The sequence below is a fragment of the Benzoatithermus flavus genome (genome assembly GCF_037908215.1).
In the GTDB taxonomy this organism is placed as follows: domain Bacteria; phylum Pseudomonadota; class Alphaproteobacteria; order Geminicoccales; family Geminicoccaceae; genus Benzoatithermus; species Benzoatithermus flavus.
The window spans coordinates 1-12,702 of the sequence record NZ_JBBLZC010000029.1; the positions used below are offsets into that span (position 1 = coordinate 1).

A 12,702-nucleotide genomic window follows, 5' to 3' on the forward strand; every position below is an offset into this window, starting at 1 on the left:
GCCGTGTTGATCGTGATGCCGCGCGCCTTCTCCTCCGGCGCCTTGTCGATCGAATCGTACGCCTGGAACTGGGCCCGGCCCTGCTCCGCCAGCACCTTGGTGATCGCCGCCGTCAGCGTCGTCTTGCCGTGATCGACGTGCCCGATCGTCCCGATGTTGCAGTGCGGCTTCGTCCGCTCGAACTTTTCCTTGGCCATCTACGGCTCCTGCGCTTCCCTCGCGGTTCCGGCGGATGTGGCGGATGGTGACGGGTGATGATGCTGGCTGGATGGAGCGGGTGAAGGGAATCGAACCCTCACCGCCAGCTTGGAAGGCTGGAGCTCTACCATTGAGCTACACCCGCCCGGGTCCGGCCTTCGTTTCGCGCCTGTTTCGATGAGGATGGTGGTGGAGGGGGTAGGATTCGAACCTACGTAGACGTACGTCGGCAGATTTACAGTCTGCTGCCATTGACCGCTCGGCCACCCCTCCAAACCCGGGGCTTCAGGGCGAAACGCGGGCGGAATATGGTCGTTTTCCAGCACTTGTCAACCCGCAGCGAAGAGACCCCGTCACCTTGACCCGTCGTCCACGGAACACCCCCGATCGCGGCCGGCAGAACCGGCCTTCGAGCCCCGCCCGTCCTCGGCCGGACGAGGCCGCGGCCCGCCATCGACCCGCCGGCCGCCAGCGCGGCGCAGCGCCAGCGCCGGGCCGGCTGTGGCTCTACGGCCAGCACGCCGTGGTCGCCGCGCTCCGCAACCCGGACCGGACCTGCCACCGGCTGCTCGCGACCGAAGCGGCGCTACCCCTGGTCGAAGAGGCGGCGCGGGCGCGCGGACTCGCGGTCGAGACCGTGAGTCCCGAACGGCTCGCCCAGATTCTCCCGCCGGACACGCCGCACCAGGGCCTGGCGCTCGGCGTCGAGCCTCTCCCCGAGTGCAGCCCGGACGAGCTCGGACGCGATCCGGCAGCCCCCTCGCTCGTGCTGGCGCTGGACCAGGTGAACGATCCCCGCAATCTCGGCGCCATCCTGCGCACGGCGGCAGCGCTCGGGGTCGAAGGCGTGATCCTGCCGCAACGGCGCAGCGCCGAGCTGGGCGGTGCCTGCGCCAAGGCAGCCTCGGGTGCGCTCGACCTCCTGCCGATCGTGGAGGTCGTGAACCTCGCCCGGACCTTGGGCGAGCTCAAGGAGCGTGGCTACTGGCTGGTCGGCCTCGATGCGGCCGGCCCGCAGCGGCTCGAGGAGCTGGACCTGCCGTCCCGCGTCGTGCTGGTCCTGGGCAGCGAGGGCGAGGGCCTGCGGCGGCTCGTGGCCGATGCTTGCGACTTCCTCGCCCGGCTCGAGATCGACCCCAGGATGGAGAGCCTCAACGTCTCGGTCGCGGCCGGGATCGCGCTCTATGTCCTGGCACGGCGGCGAGCCGCCTCATAGGGTTGCGGCCCGGCGGCGTGCCAGGGTGATGACCCCTTCGAGCAGGGCTGCGAGGTCGGAGCGGTCCGTGCGGTGGTTGCACAGGCAGGCACGGATCGCGAGCCTCCCGTCGAGCTGGGTCGTCGAGGGGGCGGCGATCCCCTCCTCGTGCAGGTCGGCCACCACGGCGGCGTTGAGCGCGTCGAGCGCCGCCGGCGACAGCCGGCCGTCGCGCCAGCGGAAGCAGACGATGTTGAGCGCCACCGGGGCCAGGAGCTCGAGCTCCGGTGTTTCCGCCACGCGCTCGCCGAGCCAGGCCGCGTCCGCGCAGTTCCGCGCTATCGCCTCTCCCAGCCGGTCGAGGCCGTAGGCGAGCAGCGTGAACCAGACCTTGAGCGCCCGAAAGCCCCGCGAGAGATCGATACCGTACTCGCAGAACCAGGGATTGCCGCCCGCGAGCCCGCGCTCGGCGGCGGCGAGATAGTCGGGCCGGAGCGCGAACGTGGCGCGGTGGATCCCCTCGTCGCGGATCAGCACACAGCCGGCGTCGTAGGGCACGTGCAGCCATTTGTGGAAGTCGAAGGCGAGCGAGTCCGCCTGCTCGATCCCAGCGAGGCGCGGCGCCAGCTCGGGAACGAGGACGGCGAGCCCGCCGAAGGCGGCATCCACGTGGAGCCACAAGCTCTGCTCGCGGCAGAAGTGCCCGATGGCGGCAAGGTCGTCGATGGCGCCGGTGTTGACGGTGCCGGCCGTGGCCACGACGCAGAACGGATGGAAACCCGCAGCGCGGTCGGCCGCGACCGCCTCCTGCAGCGCCCGAACGTCCATGCGCAGCTCGGCATCGACCGGGACCAGGCGCAGATGCTCGCGGCCGAGGCCCAAAAGCTCGAATGCTTTCGTGACCGAGCCGTGCGCCTCGCGCGAGGTATAGCCGGTGAGGCGCGCCGGGCCTCCCTGCAGCCCCTCGCGGCGCACGTCGCCGGGGCATTTGGCCTCGCGGGCGCAGGCGAGGCCGATCAGGGTCGCCGTCGAGGTGCCGCCGACGAGCAGCCCGCTCGCTCCCTCGGGCAGGCCGAACAACGTGCGCGACCATCGGATCACCTGGCGCTCGACATGGACCGGCGCGTGTTCGCGGCCGCCGAGATTGGCGTTCATGGCACCGGCGAGGAACTCGGCCAGAGCGCCCACCGGCGTCCCCGAGCCGTGCACCCAGCCCAGAAAGCGCGGATGGGTGTTGCCGGTGGGGTAAGGAAGGATCAGCTCCTCGAACCGGCGCAACGTCGCCTCGAGGCCGATGCCGCGCTCGGGCGGGCCCTCCCCGGCAAGGGCATCCTTGACCGCGTCCGGGACCGACTGCCAGACCGGGCGCTCGCGTGCATGGGCCCAGCGCTCGATCATGCGGTCGACGGCGCGGTGGCAGATCGCGCGGAACGCCTCCCAGTCCTCGGGGTCGAGCGTGCCGTCCGGCCGATCGTCGCTGCTCATCCTGCTCTTCCCGTCCCTCGCTGGCGCGGGCTATGGGTGGCGGTCGCACGGCGCCCCGCCTATAGTGGCGCCCCCATCCTCGACGATCCCGACCGCCCGATGCCCGAACCCCTCGTCTACGACGACAACGACCTGCGCCGCATTCTCCAGAAGGTGAAGACCATCGCCATGGTGGGTGCTTCGACGAACGAGATGCGGCCGTCCTATTTCGCCATGCTCTATCTGCAGGGCAAAGGCTACCGCGTGCTGCCGGTGAATCCGCGCAGCGCCGGCGAGACACTCCTGGGCGAGACCGTCTATCCCGACCTCGCGAGCCTGCCCGTGGTGCCCGACATGGTCTCGATCTTCCGCCGCTCGGAGGAGGCGGGCGCCGTCGCCGACGAGGCCGTGCGGCGCGGGATCAAGGTGATCTGGATGCAGCTCGGCGTGCGCGACGACGCCGCGGCCGAGCGGGCACGGGCGCAAGGGGCCGAGGTCGTGATGGATCGCTGCCCCAAGATCGAATACGGCCGGTTGTTCGGTGAGATCGGCTGGCTCGGCGTCAATCGCGGCATCGTCTCCGCCAAGCGCGGAACGGCGGTGCAGCTCAGGAAGAAGAAGGGCGGCCTCGTCTGAACGCCGTGACCCCGAGGCCGCCGCATGGGTTCCGCGCCATCCCCCGAGGTGTGTGGGCCTTGGGCTTCGTGAGCCTGTGCATGGACGCCTCCTCGGAGCTGGTCCACGGGCTGCTGCCGGTGTTCATGGTGGGTACGCTCGGTGCCGGCATGGCGTCCGTGGGCCTGATCGAGGGCTTGGCCGAGGCCACGGCCTCCATCACCAAGCTGTTCTCGGGCATCCTCAGCGACGTGCTCGGTCGGCGCAAGCTGCTCGCCGTCATCGGCTATGGCCTCGCCACCCTCTCCAAGCCCCTGTTCCCGCTCGCGAGCTCGCTGGGGCTGGTCTTCGCCGCCCGCTTCGTCGACCGGATCGGCAAGGGTATTCGAGGCGCCCCGCGCGACGCGCTGATCGCCGACATAGCGCCCGTGCATCTGCGCGGCGCCTGCTACGGGCTGCGCCAGTCGCTCGACACGGTGGGGGCCGTGCTGGGACCGCTCCTTGCCGTCCTGCTCGTGGCGGGACTCGCCTTCGACATCCGCACAGCACTCTGGTTCGCCGTGCTGCCTGCCATGCTCGCGGTCCTGCTGCTGGTCGTCGGCGTCGAGGAGCCCCGGCACGCGCCAGCGGCCGAACGGCCGGCCGCAGGCGCCGCCCCGCTACACGTGCGCGACCTGCGACTCCTCCCCGGCGCCTACTGGCGGGTCCTCCTGACGGGCGGCCTTCTCACCCTCGCCCGGTTCAGCGAGGCTTTCCTGGTACTCCGCGCCGGCGACGTCGGGCTCGGGACCGGCCTGGTGCCGCTGGTCATGGTGGTGATGAGCCTCGCCTATGCGCTCTCCTCTTACCCTGCCGGTGTCCTCGCCGACCGGATCGACCGGCGCCGGCTCCTGGCACTCGGGATCGCGGCCCTCCTCCTCGCCGATCTCGTGCTCGCCGCGGCAGGCGCCATCGTGCCCGTCATGCTGGGCGTGGCCTTGTGGGGGCTGCACATGGGCCTGACCCAGGGCCTGCTCGCCACGCTCGTCGCCGACACGGCCCCGCCCGCCTTGCGCGGCAGCGCCTTCGGGCTGTTCAACCTGCTGACCGGGCTCGTGCTCCTCGCGGCGAGCCTCGTGGCCGGCATCTTGTGGGACCGGGCGGGCGCGGCCGCCACCTTTCTCGCCGGCGGCGGCTTCGCGCTGCTCTCGCTTCTGACGCTGTCGGCTCTCGGCCGCCGGCACGCGATCGAGAGACCTTTGGCAAGCCGCTCCCGAAGCGGCTAGATCACCGCCAGCGAGACGAACGGGGCGCTTCCCCGGCTGCGCATGAGGAACCATCCATGTCCGAACGGACCTACGGCTTCGAGACCCTGGCGATCCATGCCGGCGCCGAGCCCGATCCGACCACCGGCGCCCGTGCGGTGCCGATCTACCAGACGACCTCCTACGTGTTCGACGACGTCGACCACGCAGCATCCCTGTTCAACCTGCAGAAGTTCGGCAACATCTACACGCGCCTGACCAACCCGACCGTGTCGGTGCTGGAGGCGCGCATCGCCGCCCTCGAGGGTGGCACCGCCGCCTGCTGCACGGCGTCCGGCCACGCCGCCCAGTTCCTCACCTTTCTCAACCTGATGCAGCCCGGCGACAACGTCGTCGCGAGCTCGAAGCTCTATGGCGGCTCGATCGCGCAGATGACCCACACCTTCCCGCAGTTCGGCTGGAAGGTCCGTTTCGTCGATCCGCGGGATCCCGCGAACTTCCGAGCCGCGATCGACGATCGGACCCGGGCGGTGTTCATCGAGAGCGCTTCCAATCCCGACGGAATCGTCGCCGACATCGAGGCGATCGCCGAGATCGCCCACGCAAACGGCGTGCCGCTCGTCGTCGACAACACCCTGCCCTCGCCCTACTTGTGCCAGCCTCTGAAGTGGGGGGCGGATGTCGTCGTCCACTCCATGACCAAATACCTGGGCGGCCAAGGCAACTCGGTCGGCGGTGTCATCGTCGAGGGCGGGAGGTTCGACTGGGGCAACGGCAAGTTCCCGCTGATGAGCGAGCCGACGGCGGCCTATCACGGGCTCCGCTTCTACGAGACCTTCGGCAACTTCGCGCTCACCGTGCGCAACAAGGCGATCGGTCTGCGCGACATGGGCCCGGCGCTGTCGCCCTTCAACGCCTTCCTGATCCTGCAGGGGATCGAGACCCTGCCACTCCGGATGGAGCGCCACGTGGCGAACGCCGACAAGGTCGCGGCCTGGCTCGCCCGGCACCCGCAGGTGGCCTGGGTATCCTATGCGCGCCTGCCGCAGAACAGGACCCCGCTCGTCGACAAGTACTGCCCCAGGGGCCTGGGCTCGGTCTTCACCTTCGGCGTCAAGGGCGGCTACGAGGCCGGTGTCAGGATCGTCGACAACTGCCAGCTTCTGAGCCACGTCGCCAACATCGGCGACACGCGCTCGCTCATCATCCACCCGGCCTCGACCACGCACCGCCAGCTCAGCGAGCAGGAGCAGATCGCGGCCGGCGCGGGCCCCGACGTGGTCCGGCTCTCGATCGGCCTCGAGTCGGTGGACGACATCATCGCCGACCTCGATCAGGCACTGAAGGCGGCGGCCTAGCGACGGCATCCGTCATCGCGGCCATGCCACTCAGCATGGCCGCGATGACGAACTCTCACCAGTATCTTTGGTTACGAACGGGTTGCGAACGCAGAATGCTGCTCAAAAGACAGCCAGCATCGGAACGGCACGGCCCGAGCGGCTGGCCTCCTCTGCCAGTTTCCTGAGCAGCGCGCGCTTGCTGTCGGTACGACGACGGCCCTTGTTGCGCGCTGCTTCGTTCGGCCCGAGCGGCAGGCCGAGCTCGCGTTTGCGGCACTCCAGATAAGCCGCTTGATCCTCCAGACTACGTAGGATCCGCATCACGGCTGCTCATCAGCAATCGGGGATCGCCCCCTTCATCCTGCACACGTCTGATTGGGTATTCCGTGATCGAGCTGATCCGCAAGCTCGAGCAGGGAGCGCGCCTGCCCGAGCATCTCCGAATCCTGCCGTTGAGACGCCTCATACTGTGCCAGCCGGTCGGCGATCAGATCCTCGACCGGCGGGAACAGGACGGACGACTCGTCGAGCATGAGCACGCCCGAGCGTGATCTGTCGGTTCGCCCGTCGAACAGGGTACCCGAGACAATCTCGACGCCGGTCAGGAGTTCCGGATGGTAGAAGCCACGGAGCAAGTGCCCGGCGCGATTCTCCCGTACGAAGTCTACAGCCTCGAGCGCCCCGCCAAGAGCGCGCTCGTCGGCTTCGACGAGATCGAAGTCCCCGGACTCGACCGCGCCGTGCGTGTAATACTCGACGGCCGATCCTCCGACGATGATGGGCCGCTCGTAACCTTGCACCTCGTAGAGCGCGAAAGCCCGGGCGAGTAACCGCAAGGTCTCGACGTACTCTCGGCGAAACGCCATGGCCTTACGATCGCCCTGCCACCCGCTCGAGCAGCGGCAGCAGCGGGCGCTCGGCGCGGGCACCGTACTGGGCGATGATCTCGGCGGCGCAGGCGCTGCCGAGGCGGCCGCAGGCGGCGAGGTCGAGGCCCATGGTGAGGCCGCGCAGGAATCCGGCGGCGTAGAGGTCGCCCGCCCCCGTCGTGTCGAGGACGCGCTCGGGCGGTGTGGCGTCGATGACGTGGACCTCGTCGCCGCGCACGACGACCGAGCCCTTGGGGCCGCGGGTCAGCGCCGCGAAATGGACGTGGCGGCGGACCTCCTGCAGCGCCGCGTCGAAGTCGTCGACCTCGTAGAGGCTTTTTATCTCGCTCTCGTTGGCGAACAGAATGTCGACCTCGCGCTCGACCAGCTCGCGGAACTCCGCCCGCCAGCGATCGACACAGAACGCATCCGAAAGCGTAAGGGCGAGCTTCTTGCCGGCCGCGTGTGCGATGCTCGCGGCCTTCCGGCAGGCGGCCTTGGCCTCGGGCCGGTCCCAGAGATAGCCCTCGAGATAGGTGATGCTGGCGCTCGCCACGAGCTCCGGGTCGACGTCGTCGGGGCCGAGCTCGACGCAGGCGCCGAGATAGGTATTCATCGTGCGCTGGCCGTCCGGTGTGACGAAGATCATGCAGGTGGCGGTCGAGGGTCCGTCCGTGCTGGGCCGGCTCCTGAAGGTGACGCCGGCCGCCCGGATATCGTGGGTGAAGACGCGACCGAGCTGATCGTCGCGCACCCGGCCGATATAGGCGGCCCGGCCGCCCAGCGCCGCGATCGCCGCAATGGTGTTGGCGCAGGAGCCGCCCGAGACCTCCCGCGCCGGGCCCAGGCGGCGATAAAGGTAGGCGCTGCGCTCCTCGTCAATCAGGGTCATGGCGCCGCGCGGCAGCTCCAGCTCCTCGACGAGCGATTCTTCGGCGTAAGCCAGAATGTCGACGATGGCGTTGCCGATGCCCAGAACGTCGAACGTGTCGCCCGCAGTGTCCGCAAGATGCATGTCGATCCGATTCCCTTTGCGAAGCCGGCCGCGCCGACTATAGCGGCCGTCGTGCACCCCTCAACCGAGCCGCCGGCGCGCCGCGACGCCGCGGCGATGGACCTGCCATGCTCAAGGAACTCGTGCGCGCCTTCGCCGAGCTCGGCGATCCGAACGTCCGACGCGTGCTGTGGCTGGGAGTGGGCCTCTCCGTGCTCACCCTGGCCGCCCTCGTCGTCGGTGTCGACTGGCTTTTGGGCTGGGCCGCCCGGACCAGCTACGGCTGGATCAACGCGACCGTCGAGGTCTTGGGCGTGCTCGGCACCCTCGTCGTCTCCTGGTTCCTGTTCCCGAGCATCGTCGTCGCCGTCTCGGGCCTGTTCCTCGAGCGGGTCGTGGACGCGACCGAGGCGCGCTACTTCCCCGCCCTGCCGCCAACGAGCCCGCTTCCTTGGCACGGGGCGCTGGCGGCGAGCCTGCGGCTCCTCGGCCTCTCGCTCCTGCTCAACCTCCTGGCCCTGCCGCTCTACTTCGTCCCGCTCCTCAACCTGCCATTGTGGCTGCTGCTAAACGGCTACCTGGTCGGACGCGAATATGCCGAGCTGGTCGGCCTGCGTCGTATCGATCCGGCCACACTGACCGTGCTGCGCCGGCAACAGCGCGGCATGTTCTGGCTCACGGGCATAGTCATCGCTTTCCTGCTGACCATACCGGTGGTTAATCTGATCGCGCCGATCGTCGGAGCCTCCTTCATGACGCAGCGCTTCCACCGCTTCTGCGGCGAGATGCTGGCTCTGGCGCGTCGTTCCGCTTAGGCGGCAGCGCGGCATTTTCGCAGTCGCGGTACGGTTTGACTTGATTCTCGCGGAGGCCTAATGCTCTAGGGGCACTCTGTCGGCCGGTTGCGTCATGCGCACGCGACCCCACCCTCCCCTGTTCAACCACCGCGAGCCCCAGGGTAGTCCCGCATGTTCCGCAAGAAAGACAACGATCCGGTCCGCACCGGCGGCGTCGCCGAGAAGCCTGCCGAGGCCACCCCCGTCTCCACCACCCGATCGCCTCTCGAGGTCCGCCAGCCCATGCAGCCGGAGCTGCCGCCGCGCCGCGTCGATCTGCCGATCGGCCCGAGCGGTGTGGCCGGCGCTCCGATGCCGAACGAGGCGGCACGGGCCGGCGCCGTCCATCGGGACGAGGCCGGCAAGCGCCTGATCGTCGGCCAGGGCATCAGCCTCTCGGGCGAGATCACGGCGTGCGACCGGCTCGTGGTCGAGGGCAGCGTCCAGGTCACGCTGAACCAGACCCGCGCCATCGAGATCACCGAATCGGGCCGGTTCACCAACGGCAAGGCCGAGGTGGAGGAGGCCGAGATCAGCGGCATCTACGAGGGCGACCTCACCGTGCGCAACCGCCTCCTGATCCGCTCGACGGGTCAGGTCAAGGGCACGGTGCGCTACGGTGAGCTCGAGATCGAGCGCGGCGGCCGGCTCTCCGGCTCGGTGTCGATGCTCGAATCCGGCGGCAAGTAACCGACAACCTCCAGCTGGGGCGGACGGGCCCGAAGATCCATGCTCGCGGTCGGCGGGACGAAGGATCGTGATGGCGCTTGCGGGAAGCACGGCTCGACGCTCGGTCGGGTGGTGCTGAGCGTCCTGCCGCTCGCCGCCATGGCGGCCTGCGCGTCTGCGCCGCCTGTCCCGCCCGCCTCCTCGACCGCGAGCGCTGCCGAGCCGACGCGGCCGCAGCATCTGCCGCAGCTTCCCCGTGGCGTTCAGCTCGTCGGCCTCGGCAGCGCCGATCTGCAGAGCCTTCTCGGACAGCCCACGCTGGTGCGTAGCGAGCAGGGCGCCCAGTACTGGCGCTACAGCCTGGGCAACTGCCAGCTCGATCTGTTCCTCTATGCCGACCGCAAGGCGGGTCCGGCGCGCGTGGCCTATCTCGATGTGCGGCCGTCCGGCCATGTCTCGCTCGCCCATGCCGACGCCTGCAGCAGCGCCGCCAAGGTCCTGCGCGGCGAGATCACGACCCGTGCCGACCGGGAAGCCGATGCGACGGGCGGCCTCCCCGAGGTTGAAACGCACTGATCCCGTTCACTACCGAGCTTAACCACCGCTCCCGTCGTTCGCCGGCGGCGCCTTGAGGGCATCGATCAGGCTGACGGTGGCCGAGCCGCGTGGCTTCGGCTTCGGCTGGCTGGGATGCGGCTTCCAGGCGGTCAGGAACAGGATATCGAGCGTCGCCGGCACCCGCCCGTCGGCATCGCCGAACTGCTCGACATAGAGCTGGCATGCCCGCGCCAACGTCGCCCGCCGCAGCGGACCGGGCCGGCGCTGGAGGAGTGCGTTGCCCTCGCCCATCCGGCTGAGCTCGCGCATCAGGCGCAGCGGGTCGGCGTAGGTGATGGTGATCCGGTCGACATCGACCACGGGCAGCGCCAGGCCCGCCCGCTGTAGGAGCCCGCCAGCATCGCGCACGTCCGTCATGGGCGAGACGCGTGGACTGGCCCCGTCCTCCATCTCGAGCTCCGCCTGCAGCAGGCATTGCCGCAACTCGAACAGGGTCTCCCCGCCCGGCAGGGCGAGGAGGAGAAGGCCGTCGGGCTTCAGGCAGGTCCGCAGCTGCACGAGAACGCCGGGCAGATCGTTGACCCAATGCAGCAGCATGACGCTGAGCACCGCGTCGAACCGGTCCGGCCCGAACGGCAGAGCCTCCTCGTCGGCGACCACGGCAAGCCCGTTCCCGCTCTCGAGCATGCCGGGAACGGTATCGCTGGTCACGAGGAGTTCGATCCCGAAGCGGCCTGCGAGCGCTCGCTCGAGCACGCCCTGCTGACCGCCCAGGACGAGAACGCGCGGAAAGCTCCGGCGAATGTCCTCGAGCCGGTCGATCAGGCGGCCGGCCACCTCTGCGACCAGGAAGCCGGCCTCCCCGAAGTCGCGGGCGAAACGCGCCCGGCGCTGCCGGACGAGGTTGCGGTCGAAGATGCGCATGCGGTCGGTCATGGCCCGGTTATGGTGTCACCGCCGACCGGCGCCAAGATCTCTCCGCCGCGCATTTTTGCGGGCCGGACCCACGCCTCGCATGCTGGCTGGACGGTCAGGCGCATCTCCGATCTCCTTGCAACTTCCTGGCGGGCTGCGGCACCGGCATTCTCGTTTTCAACATGTAGACAGCATAGCCCGATACGTAGACTATCGACCGATCATGGCCGCTCCTTCGTTCCATGCCCTGATCGTCGAGGACGACTTCCTGTTCGCCTGGAGGCTCGAGGATCTCCTGCGCGATCTCGGCTTCGAGTCGTTCGCGATCGCCTCGACCGCAGCCGAGGCCATCGCAGCGGCAGAAGAGCGACGCCCGGACCTGATCACTGCCGATCTCCGCCTGTCCGACGACTCCGGCCTTCACGTCGTGCGGACCATCCACGCGCGGATCGCCCCCTCGATCCCCGTCGTCTTCATCACCGCCAGTGCGGAGGAGCTCGCCGGGATGGCGGAGCTGACGGTCATCTCCAAGCCGATCAACGTGGCGGCGCTGCAGCGTGCCTGCAGATCGGTCTTCCAGAACATGCCCGAGGCGCGGGCAGGGGCCGTGGTGCCGGCCTAGCGTTGCCGTTGCAGCTTCTGCTCGAGATGGGTCTGTTGCGCCATGACTACCGGGATCGCGGGGCGACGGCCTTCGGGGTGAAGAGGCACGAAAGTCGTTGACAGAGTCGCCTCCGGGAGGTGAGCGTCGAGGCCGCCGGCCGCGCTCAGACGAACAATCCGGCCGCGCTTCTTGGGGAGGTCGACATGGCGAGAGCCGTGAAGGCGTTGCTCGCGGGCGTGGCGCTCGCGGGCGTGCTGTCGCTGGGCACCATCGGTGCCCGTGCCGCCGAGACGACGGTGATGACCTCGGTGCCGAGCTTGGGATTCCCGTTCTTCGTCCATATGATGAAGGCGCTGCAGGACGAGGGGAAGGCGCTGGGCGTCAAGACCGTGGAATCGGACGGGCAGAACTCGGCGCCGAAGCAGACCGCCGACATCGAGGCGGCGGTGGTCCAGGGCGTGAACGGGATCGTCATCAGCCCGCTCGACGTCAATGCGATGGCGCCCGCGATCAGGACCGCGATCGAGAACGGTGTGCCCGTCGTCACCATCGACCGACGCGTGGCCGGGGTGGAAGGTATCCTGGCCCATGTCGGCGCCGACAATGTCAAGGGCGGCGAGGCGCAAGGCCAGTGGGTCCTCGAGAACTTCCCGAACGGGGCGACGATCGTCAACCTGCAGGGCCAGCCCGGCGCCAGCCCGGCCATCGACCGCAACAAGGGCCTGCACAACGTCCTCGACCAGCATAAAGAGAAGTACAAGTTCGTGGCCGAACAGACCGCGAACTTCGCCCGAGATCAGGGCCTCTCGGTGACCGAGAGCCTGCTCGCCGGCATGAAGAGCCCGCCCGACGTGATCGTCGCCGCCAATGACGACATGGCGCTGGGCGCGGTCGAAGCGGTGAAGGCACGGGGGCTCGCCGACAAGGTCAAGATCATCGGCTTCGACGCGCTCCCCGAGGCTCTGGCCGCGGTGCGCGACGGGGCGCTCGCCGGCACGGTCGAGCAGTTCCCAGGTGGCCAGAGCAGGAAGGCCATGCAGATCATGGTCGAGCACCTGAAGACCAAGAAGGCGCCCGAGAGCGATCTCGTGCTGCTGACGCCGATCGTCATCACCAAGGCCAACCTCGACAAGGCCGAGCGCCTGAGCGAGCTGAAATAACGACGTCCCCACCCTCCTCCGTCCCTCCTGGGCGGAGGAGG

Annotated in this window: 15 protein-coding genes and 2 tRNA genes; 9 read left to right on the forward strand and 8 right to left on the reverse strand. The window is 69.1% G+C overall.

Annotation, left to right across the window (positions count from 1 at the left end):
• The 3 genes from U1T56_RS20505 to U1T56_RS20515 all read right to left on the reverse strand — a co-directional run.
• The coding region (locus U1T56_RS20505; protein WP_418161369.1) for a GTP-binding protein at positions 1 to 197 on the reverse strand (197 nt) is incomplete at its 3' end.
• A 72-nt stretch (positions 198 to 269) separates the two neighbouring features.
• Positions 270 to 343: transfer RNA gene (locus tag U1T56_RS20510), tRNA-Gly, on the reverse strand.
• Between the two features lie 42 nt (positions 344 to 385).
• Positions 386 to 471, reverse strand: a tRNA-Tyr gene (locus tag U1T56_RS20515).
• A gap of 85 nt (positions 472 to 556) precedes the next feature.
• Between U1T56_RS20515 and rlmB the strand changes: the two genes are divergently transcribed.
• A complete protein-coding gene (gene rlmB, locus U1T56_RS20520) occupies positions 557 to 1,414 on the forward strand; it encodes a 23S rRNA (guanosine(2251)-2'-O)-methyltransferase RlmB (protein WP_418161370.1) in 858 nt (285 codons plus the stop codon).
• Here the strand turns inward: rlmB and U1T56_RS20525 are convergent.
• Positions 1,409 to 2,878 (reverse strand): pyridoxal phosphate-dependent decarboxylase family protein, encoded by a 1,470-nt coding sequence (locus U1T56_RS20525; protein ID WP_418161371.1) that lies wholly within the window; start codon positions 2,876 to 2,878, stop codon positions 1,409 to 1,411. The two genes, rlmB and U1T56_RS20525, sit on opposite strands and share 6 nt — an antisense overlap.
• Positions 2,879 to 2,977: 99 nt before the next feature.
• On the opposite strand from U1T56_RS20525, the gene U1T56_RS20530 reads away from it, so the two are divergent.
• The 3 genes from U1T56_RS20530 to U1T56_RS20540 are packed head-to-tail and all read left to right on the forward strand — an operon-like array spanning position 2,978 to position 6,074.
• Positions 2,978 to 3,493, forward strand: a complete 516-nt coding sequence (locus U1T56_RS20530; protein WP_418161372.1) for a CoA-binding protein — start codon at positions 2,978 to 2,980, stop codon at positions 3,491 to 3,493.
• On the forward strand, positions 3,490 to 4,737 hold the full coding sequence (locus U1T56_RS20535) for an MFS transporter (RefSeq protein WP_418161418.1): 1,248 nt from the start codon (positions 3,490 to 3,492) through the stop codon (positions 4,735 to 4,737). Before U1T56_RS20530 ends, U1T56_RS20535 begins: the two co-directional genes overlap by 4 nt.
• Before the next feature lie 56 nt (positions 4,738 to 4,793).
• Positions 4,794 to 6,074 (forward strand): O-acetylhomoserine aminocarboxypropyltransferase, encoded by a 1,281-nt coding sequence (locus tag U1T56_RS20540; RefSeq protein WP_418161373.1) that lies wholly within the window; start codon positions 4,794 to 4,796, stop codon positions 6,072 to 6,074.
• Between the two features lie 102 nt (positions 6,075 to 6,176).
• Here the strand turns inward: U1T56_RS20540 and U1T56_RS20545 are convergent, their stop codons facing one another.
• The 3 genes from U1T56_RS20545 to U1T56_RS20555 are packed head-to-tail and all read right to left on the reverse strand — an operon-like array spanning position 6,177 to position 7,940.
• Positions 6,177 to 6,377 carry a hypothetical protein gene (locus tag U1T56_RS20545; protein WP_418161374.1) on the reverse strand — a complete coding sequence of 67 codons (201 nt, stop codon included), beginning with the start codon at positions 6,375 to 6,377 and terminating at the stop codon, positions 6,177 to 6,179.
• Between the two features lie 35 nt (positions 6,378 to 6,412).
• Positions 6,413 to 6,922 carry a hypothetical protein gene (locus tag U1T56_RS20550; protein WP_418161375.1) on the reverse strand — a complete coding sequence of 170 codons (510 nt, stop codon included), beginning with the start codon at positions 6,920 to 6,922 and terminating at the stop codon, positions 6,413 to 6,415.
• A 4-nt stretch (positions 6,923 to 6,926) separates the two neighbouring features.
• Positions 6,927 to 7,940 (reverse strand): adenosine kinase, encoded by a 1,014-nt coding sequence (locus tag U1T56_RS20555; RefSeq protein ID WP_418161376.1) that lies wholly within the window; start codon positions 7,938 to 7,940, stop codon positions 6,927 to 6,929.
• Between the two features lie 107 nt (positions 7,941 to 8,047).
• Here U1T56_RS20555 and U1T56_RS20560 point away from each other — a divergent pair, with 107 nt between their 5' ends.
• The 3 genes from U1T56_RS20560 to U1T56_RS20570 all read left to right on the forward strand — a co-directional run bounded on the left by U1T56_RS20560 (position 8,048) and on the right by U1T56_RS20570 (position 10,000).
• The gene (locus tag U1T56_RS20560; protein WP_418161377.1) at positions 8,048 to 8,734 is read left to right on the forward strand and encodes an EI24 domain-containing protein; all 687 of its coding nucleotides are present in this window, start codon (positions 8,048 to 8,050) and stop codon (positions 8,732 to 8,734) included.
• A gap of 153 nt (positions 8,735 to 8,887) precedes the next feature.
• Positions 8,888 to 9,445: a bactofilin family protein gene (locus U1T56_RS20565; RefSeq protein WP_418161378.1), complete on the forward strand. Its 558-nt coding sequence runs from the start codon at positions 8,888 to 8,890 to the stop codon at positions 9,443 to 9,445.
• Positions 9,446 to 9,484: 39 nt separating this feature from the next.
• Entirely contained in the window at positions 9,485 to 10,000 is a 516-nt protein-coding gene (locus tag U1T56_RS20570) for a hypothetical protein (protein WP_418161379.1), read from the forward strand.
• A gap of 18 nt (positions 10,001 to 10,018) precedes the next feature.
• On the opposite strand, the gene U1T56_RS20575 is transcribed toward U1T56_RS20570, so the two are convergent.
• Positions 10,019 to 10,918 carry a methyltransferase domain-containing protein gene (locus tag U1T56_RS20575; RefSeq protein WP_418161380.1) on the reverse strand — a complete coding sequence of 300 codons (900 nt, stop codon included), beginning with the start codon at positions 10,916 to 10,918 and terminating at the stop codon, positions 10,019 to 10,021.
• Positions 10,919 to 11,120: 202 nt separating this feature from the next.
• Between U1T56_RS20575 and U1T56_RS20580 the strand changes: the two genes are divergently transcribed.
• A complete protein-coding gene (locus U1T56_RS20580) occupies positions 11,121 to 11,519 on the forward strand; it encodes a response regulator (protein ID WP_418161381.1) in 399 nt (132 codons plus the stop codon).
• A 185-nt stretch (positions 11,520 to 11,704) separates the two neighbouring features.
• Positions 11,705 to 12,661 (forward strand): substrate-binding domain-containing protein, encoded by a 957-nt coding sequence (locus U1T56_RS20585; protein WP_418161382.1) that lies wholly within the window; start codon positions 11,705 to 11,707, stop codon positions 12,659 to 12,661.
• The last annotated feature ends 41 nt before the right edge of the window (positions 12,662 to 12,702 follow it).

Coding starts and splice junctions, on each gene's coding strand:
- U1T56_RS20525 (WP_418161371.1), bottom strand. CDS start 2,878: ATGAGCAGCGACGATCGGCCGGACGGCACGCTCGACCCCGAGGACTGG.
- U1T56_RS20585 (WP_418161382.1), top strand. CDS start 11,705: ATGGCGAGAGCCGTGAAGGCGTTGCTCGCGGGCGTGGCGCTCGCGGGC.
- U1T56_RS20555 (WP_418161376.1), bottom strand. CDS start 7,940: ATGCATCTTGCGGACACTGCGGGCGACACGTTCGACGTTCTGGGCATC.
- U1T56_RS20570 (WP_418161379.1), top strand. CDS start 9,485: ATGCTCGCGGTCGGCGGGACGAAGGATCGTGATGGCGCTTGCGGGAAG.
- U1T56_RS20565 (WP_418161378.1), top strand. CDS start 8,888: ATGTTCCGCAAGAAAGACAACGATCCGGTCCGCACCGGCGGCGTCGCC.
- U1T56_RS20560 (WP_418161377.1), top strand. CDS start 8,048: ATGCTCAAGGAACTCGTGCGCGCCTTCGCCGAGCTCGGCGATCCGAAC.
- U1T56_RS20550 (WP_418161375.1), bottom strand. CDS start 6,922: ATGGCGTTTCGCCGAGAGTACGTCGAGACCTTGCGGTTACTCGCCCGG.
- U1T56_RS20530 (WP_418161372.1), top strand. CDS start 2,978: ATGCCCGAACCCCTCGTCTACGACGACAACGACCTGCGCCGCATTCTC.
- U1T56_RS20540 (WP_418161373.1), top strand. CDS start 4,794: ATGTCCGAACGGACCTACGGCTTCGAGACCCTGGCGATCCATGCCGGC.
- U1T56_RS20580 (WP_418161381.1), top strand. CDS start 11,121: ATGGCCGCTCCTTCGTTCCATGCCCTGATCGTCGAGGACGACTTCCTG.
- U1T56_RS20545 (WP_418161374.1), bottom strand. CDS start 6,377: ATGCGGATCCTACGTAGTCTGGAGGATCAAGCGGCTTATCTGGAGTGC.
- U1T56_RS20575 (WP_418161380.1), bottom strand. CDS start 10,918: ATGACCGACCGCATGCGCATCTTCGACCGCAACCTCGTCCGGCAGCGC.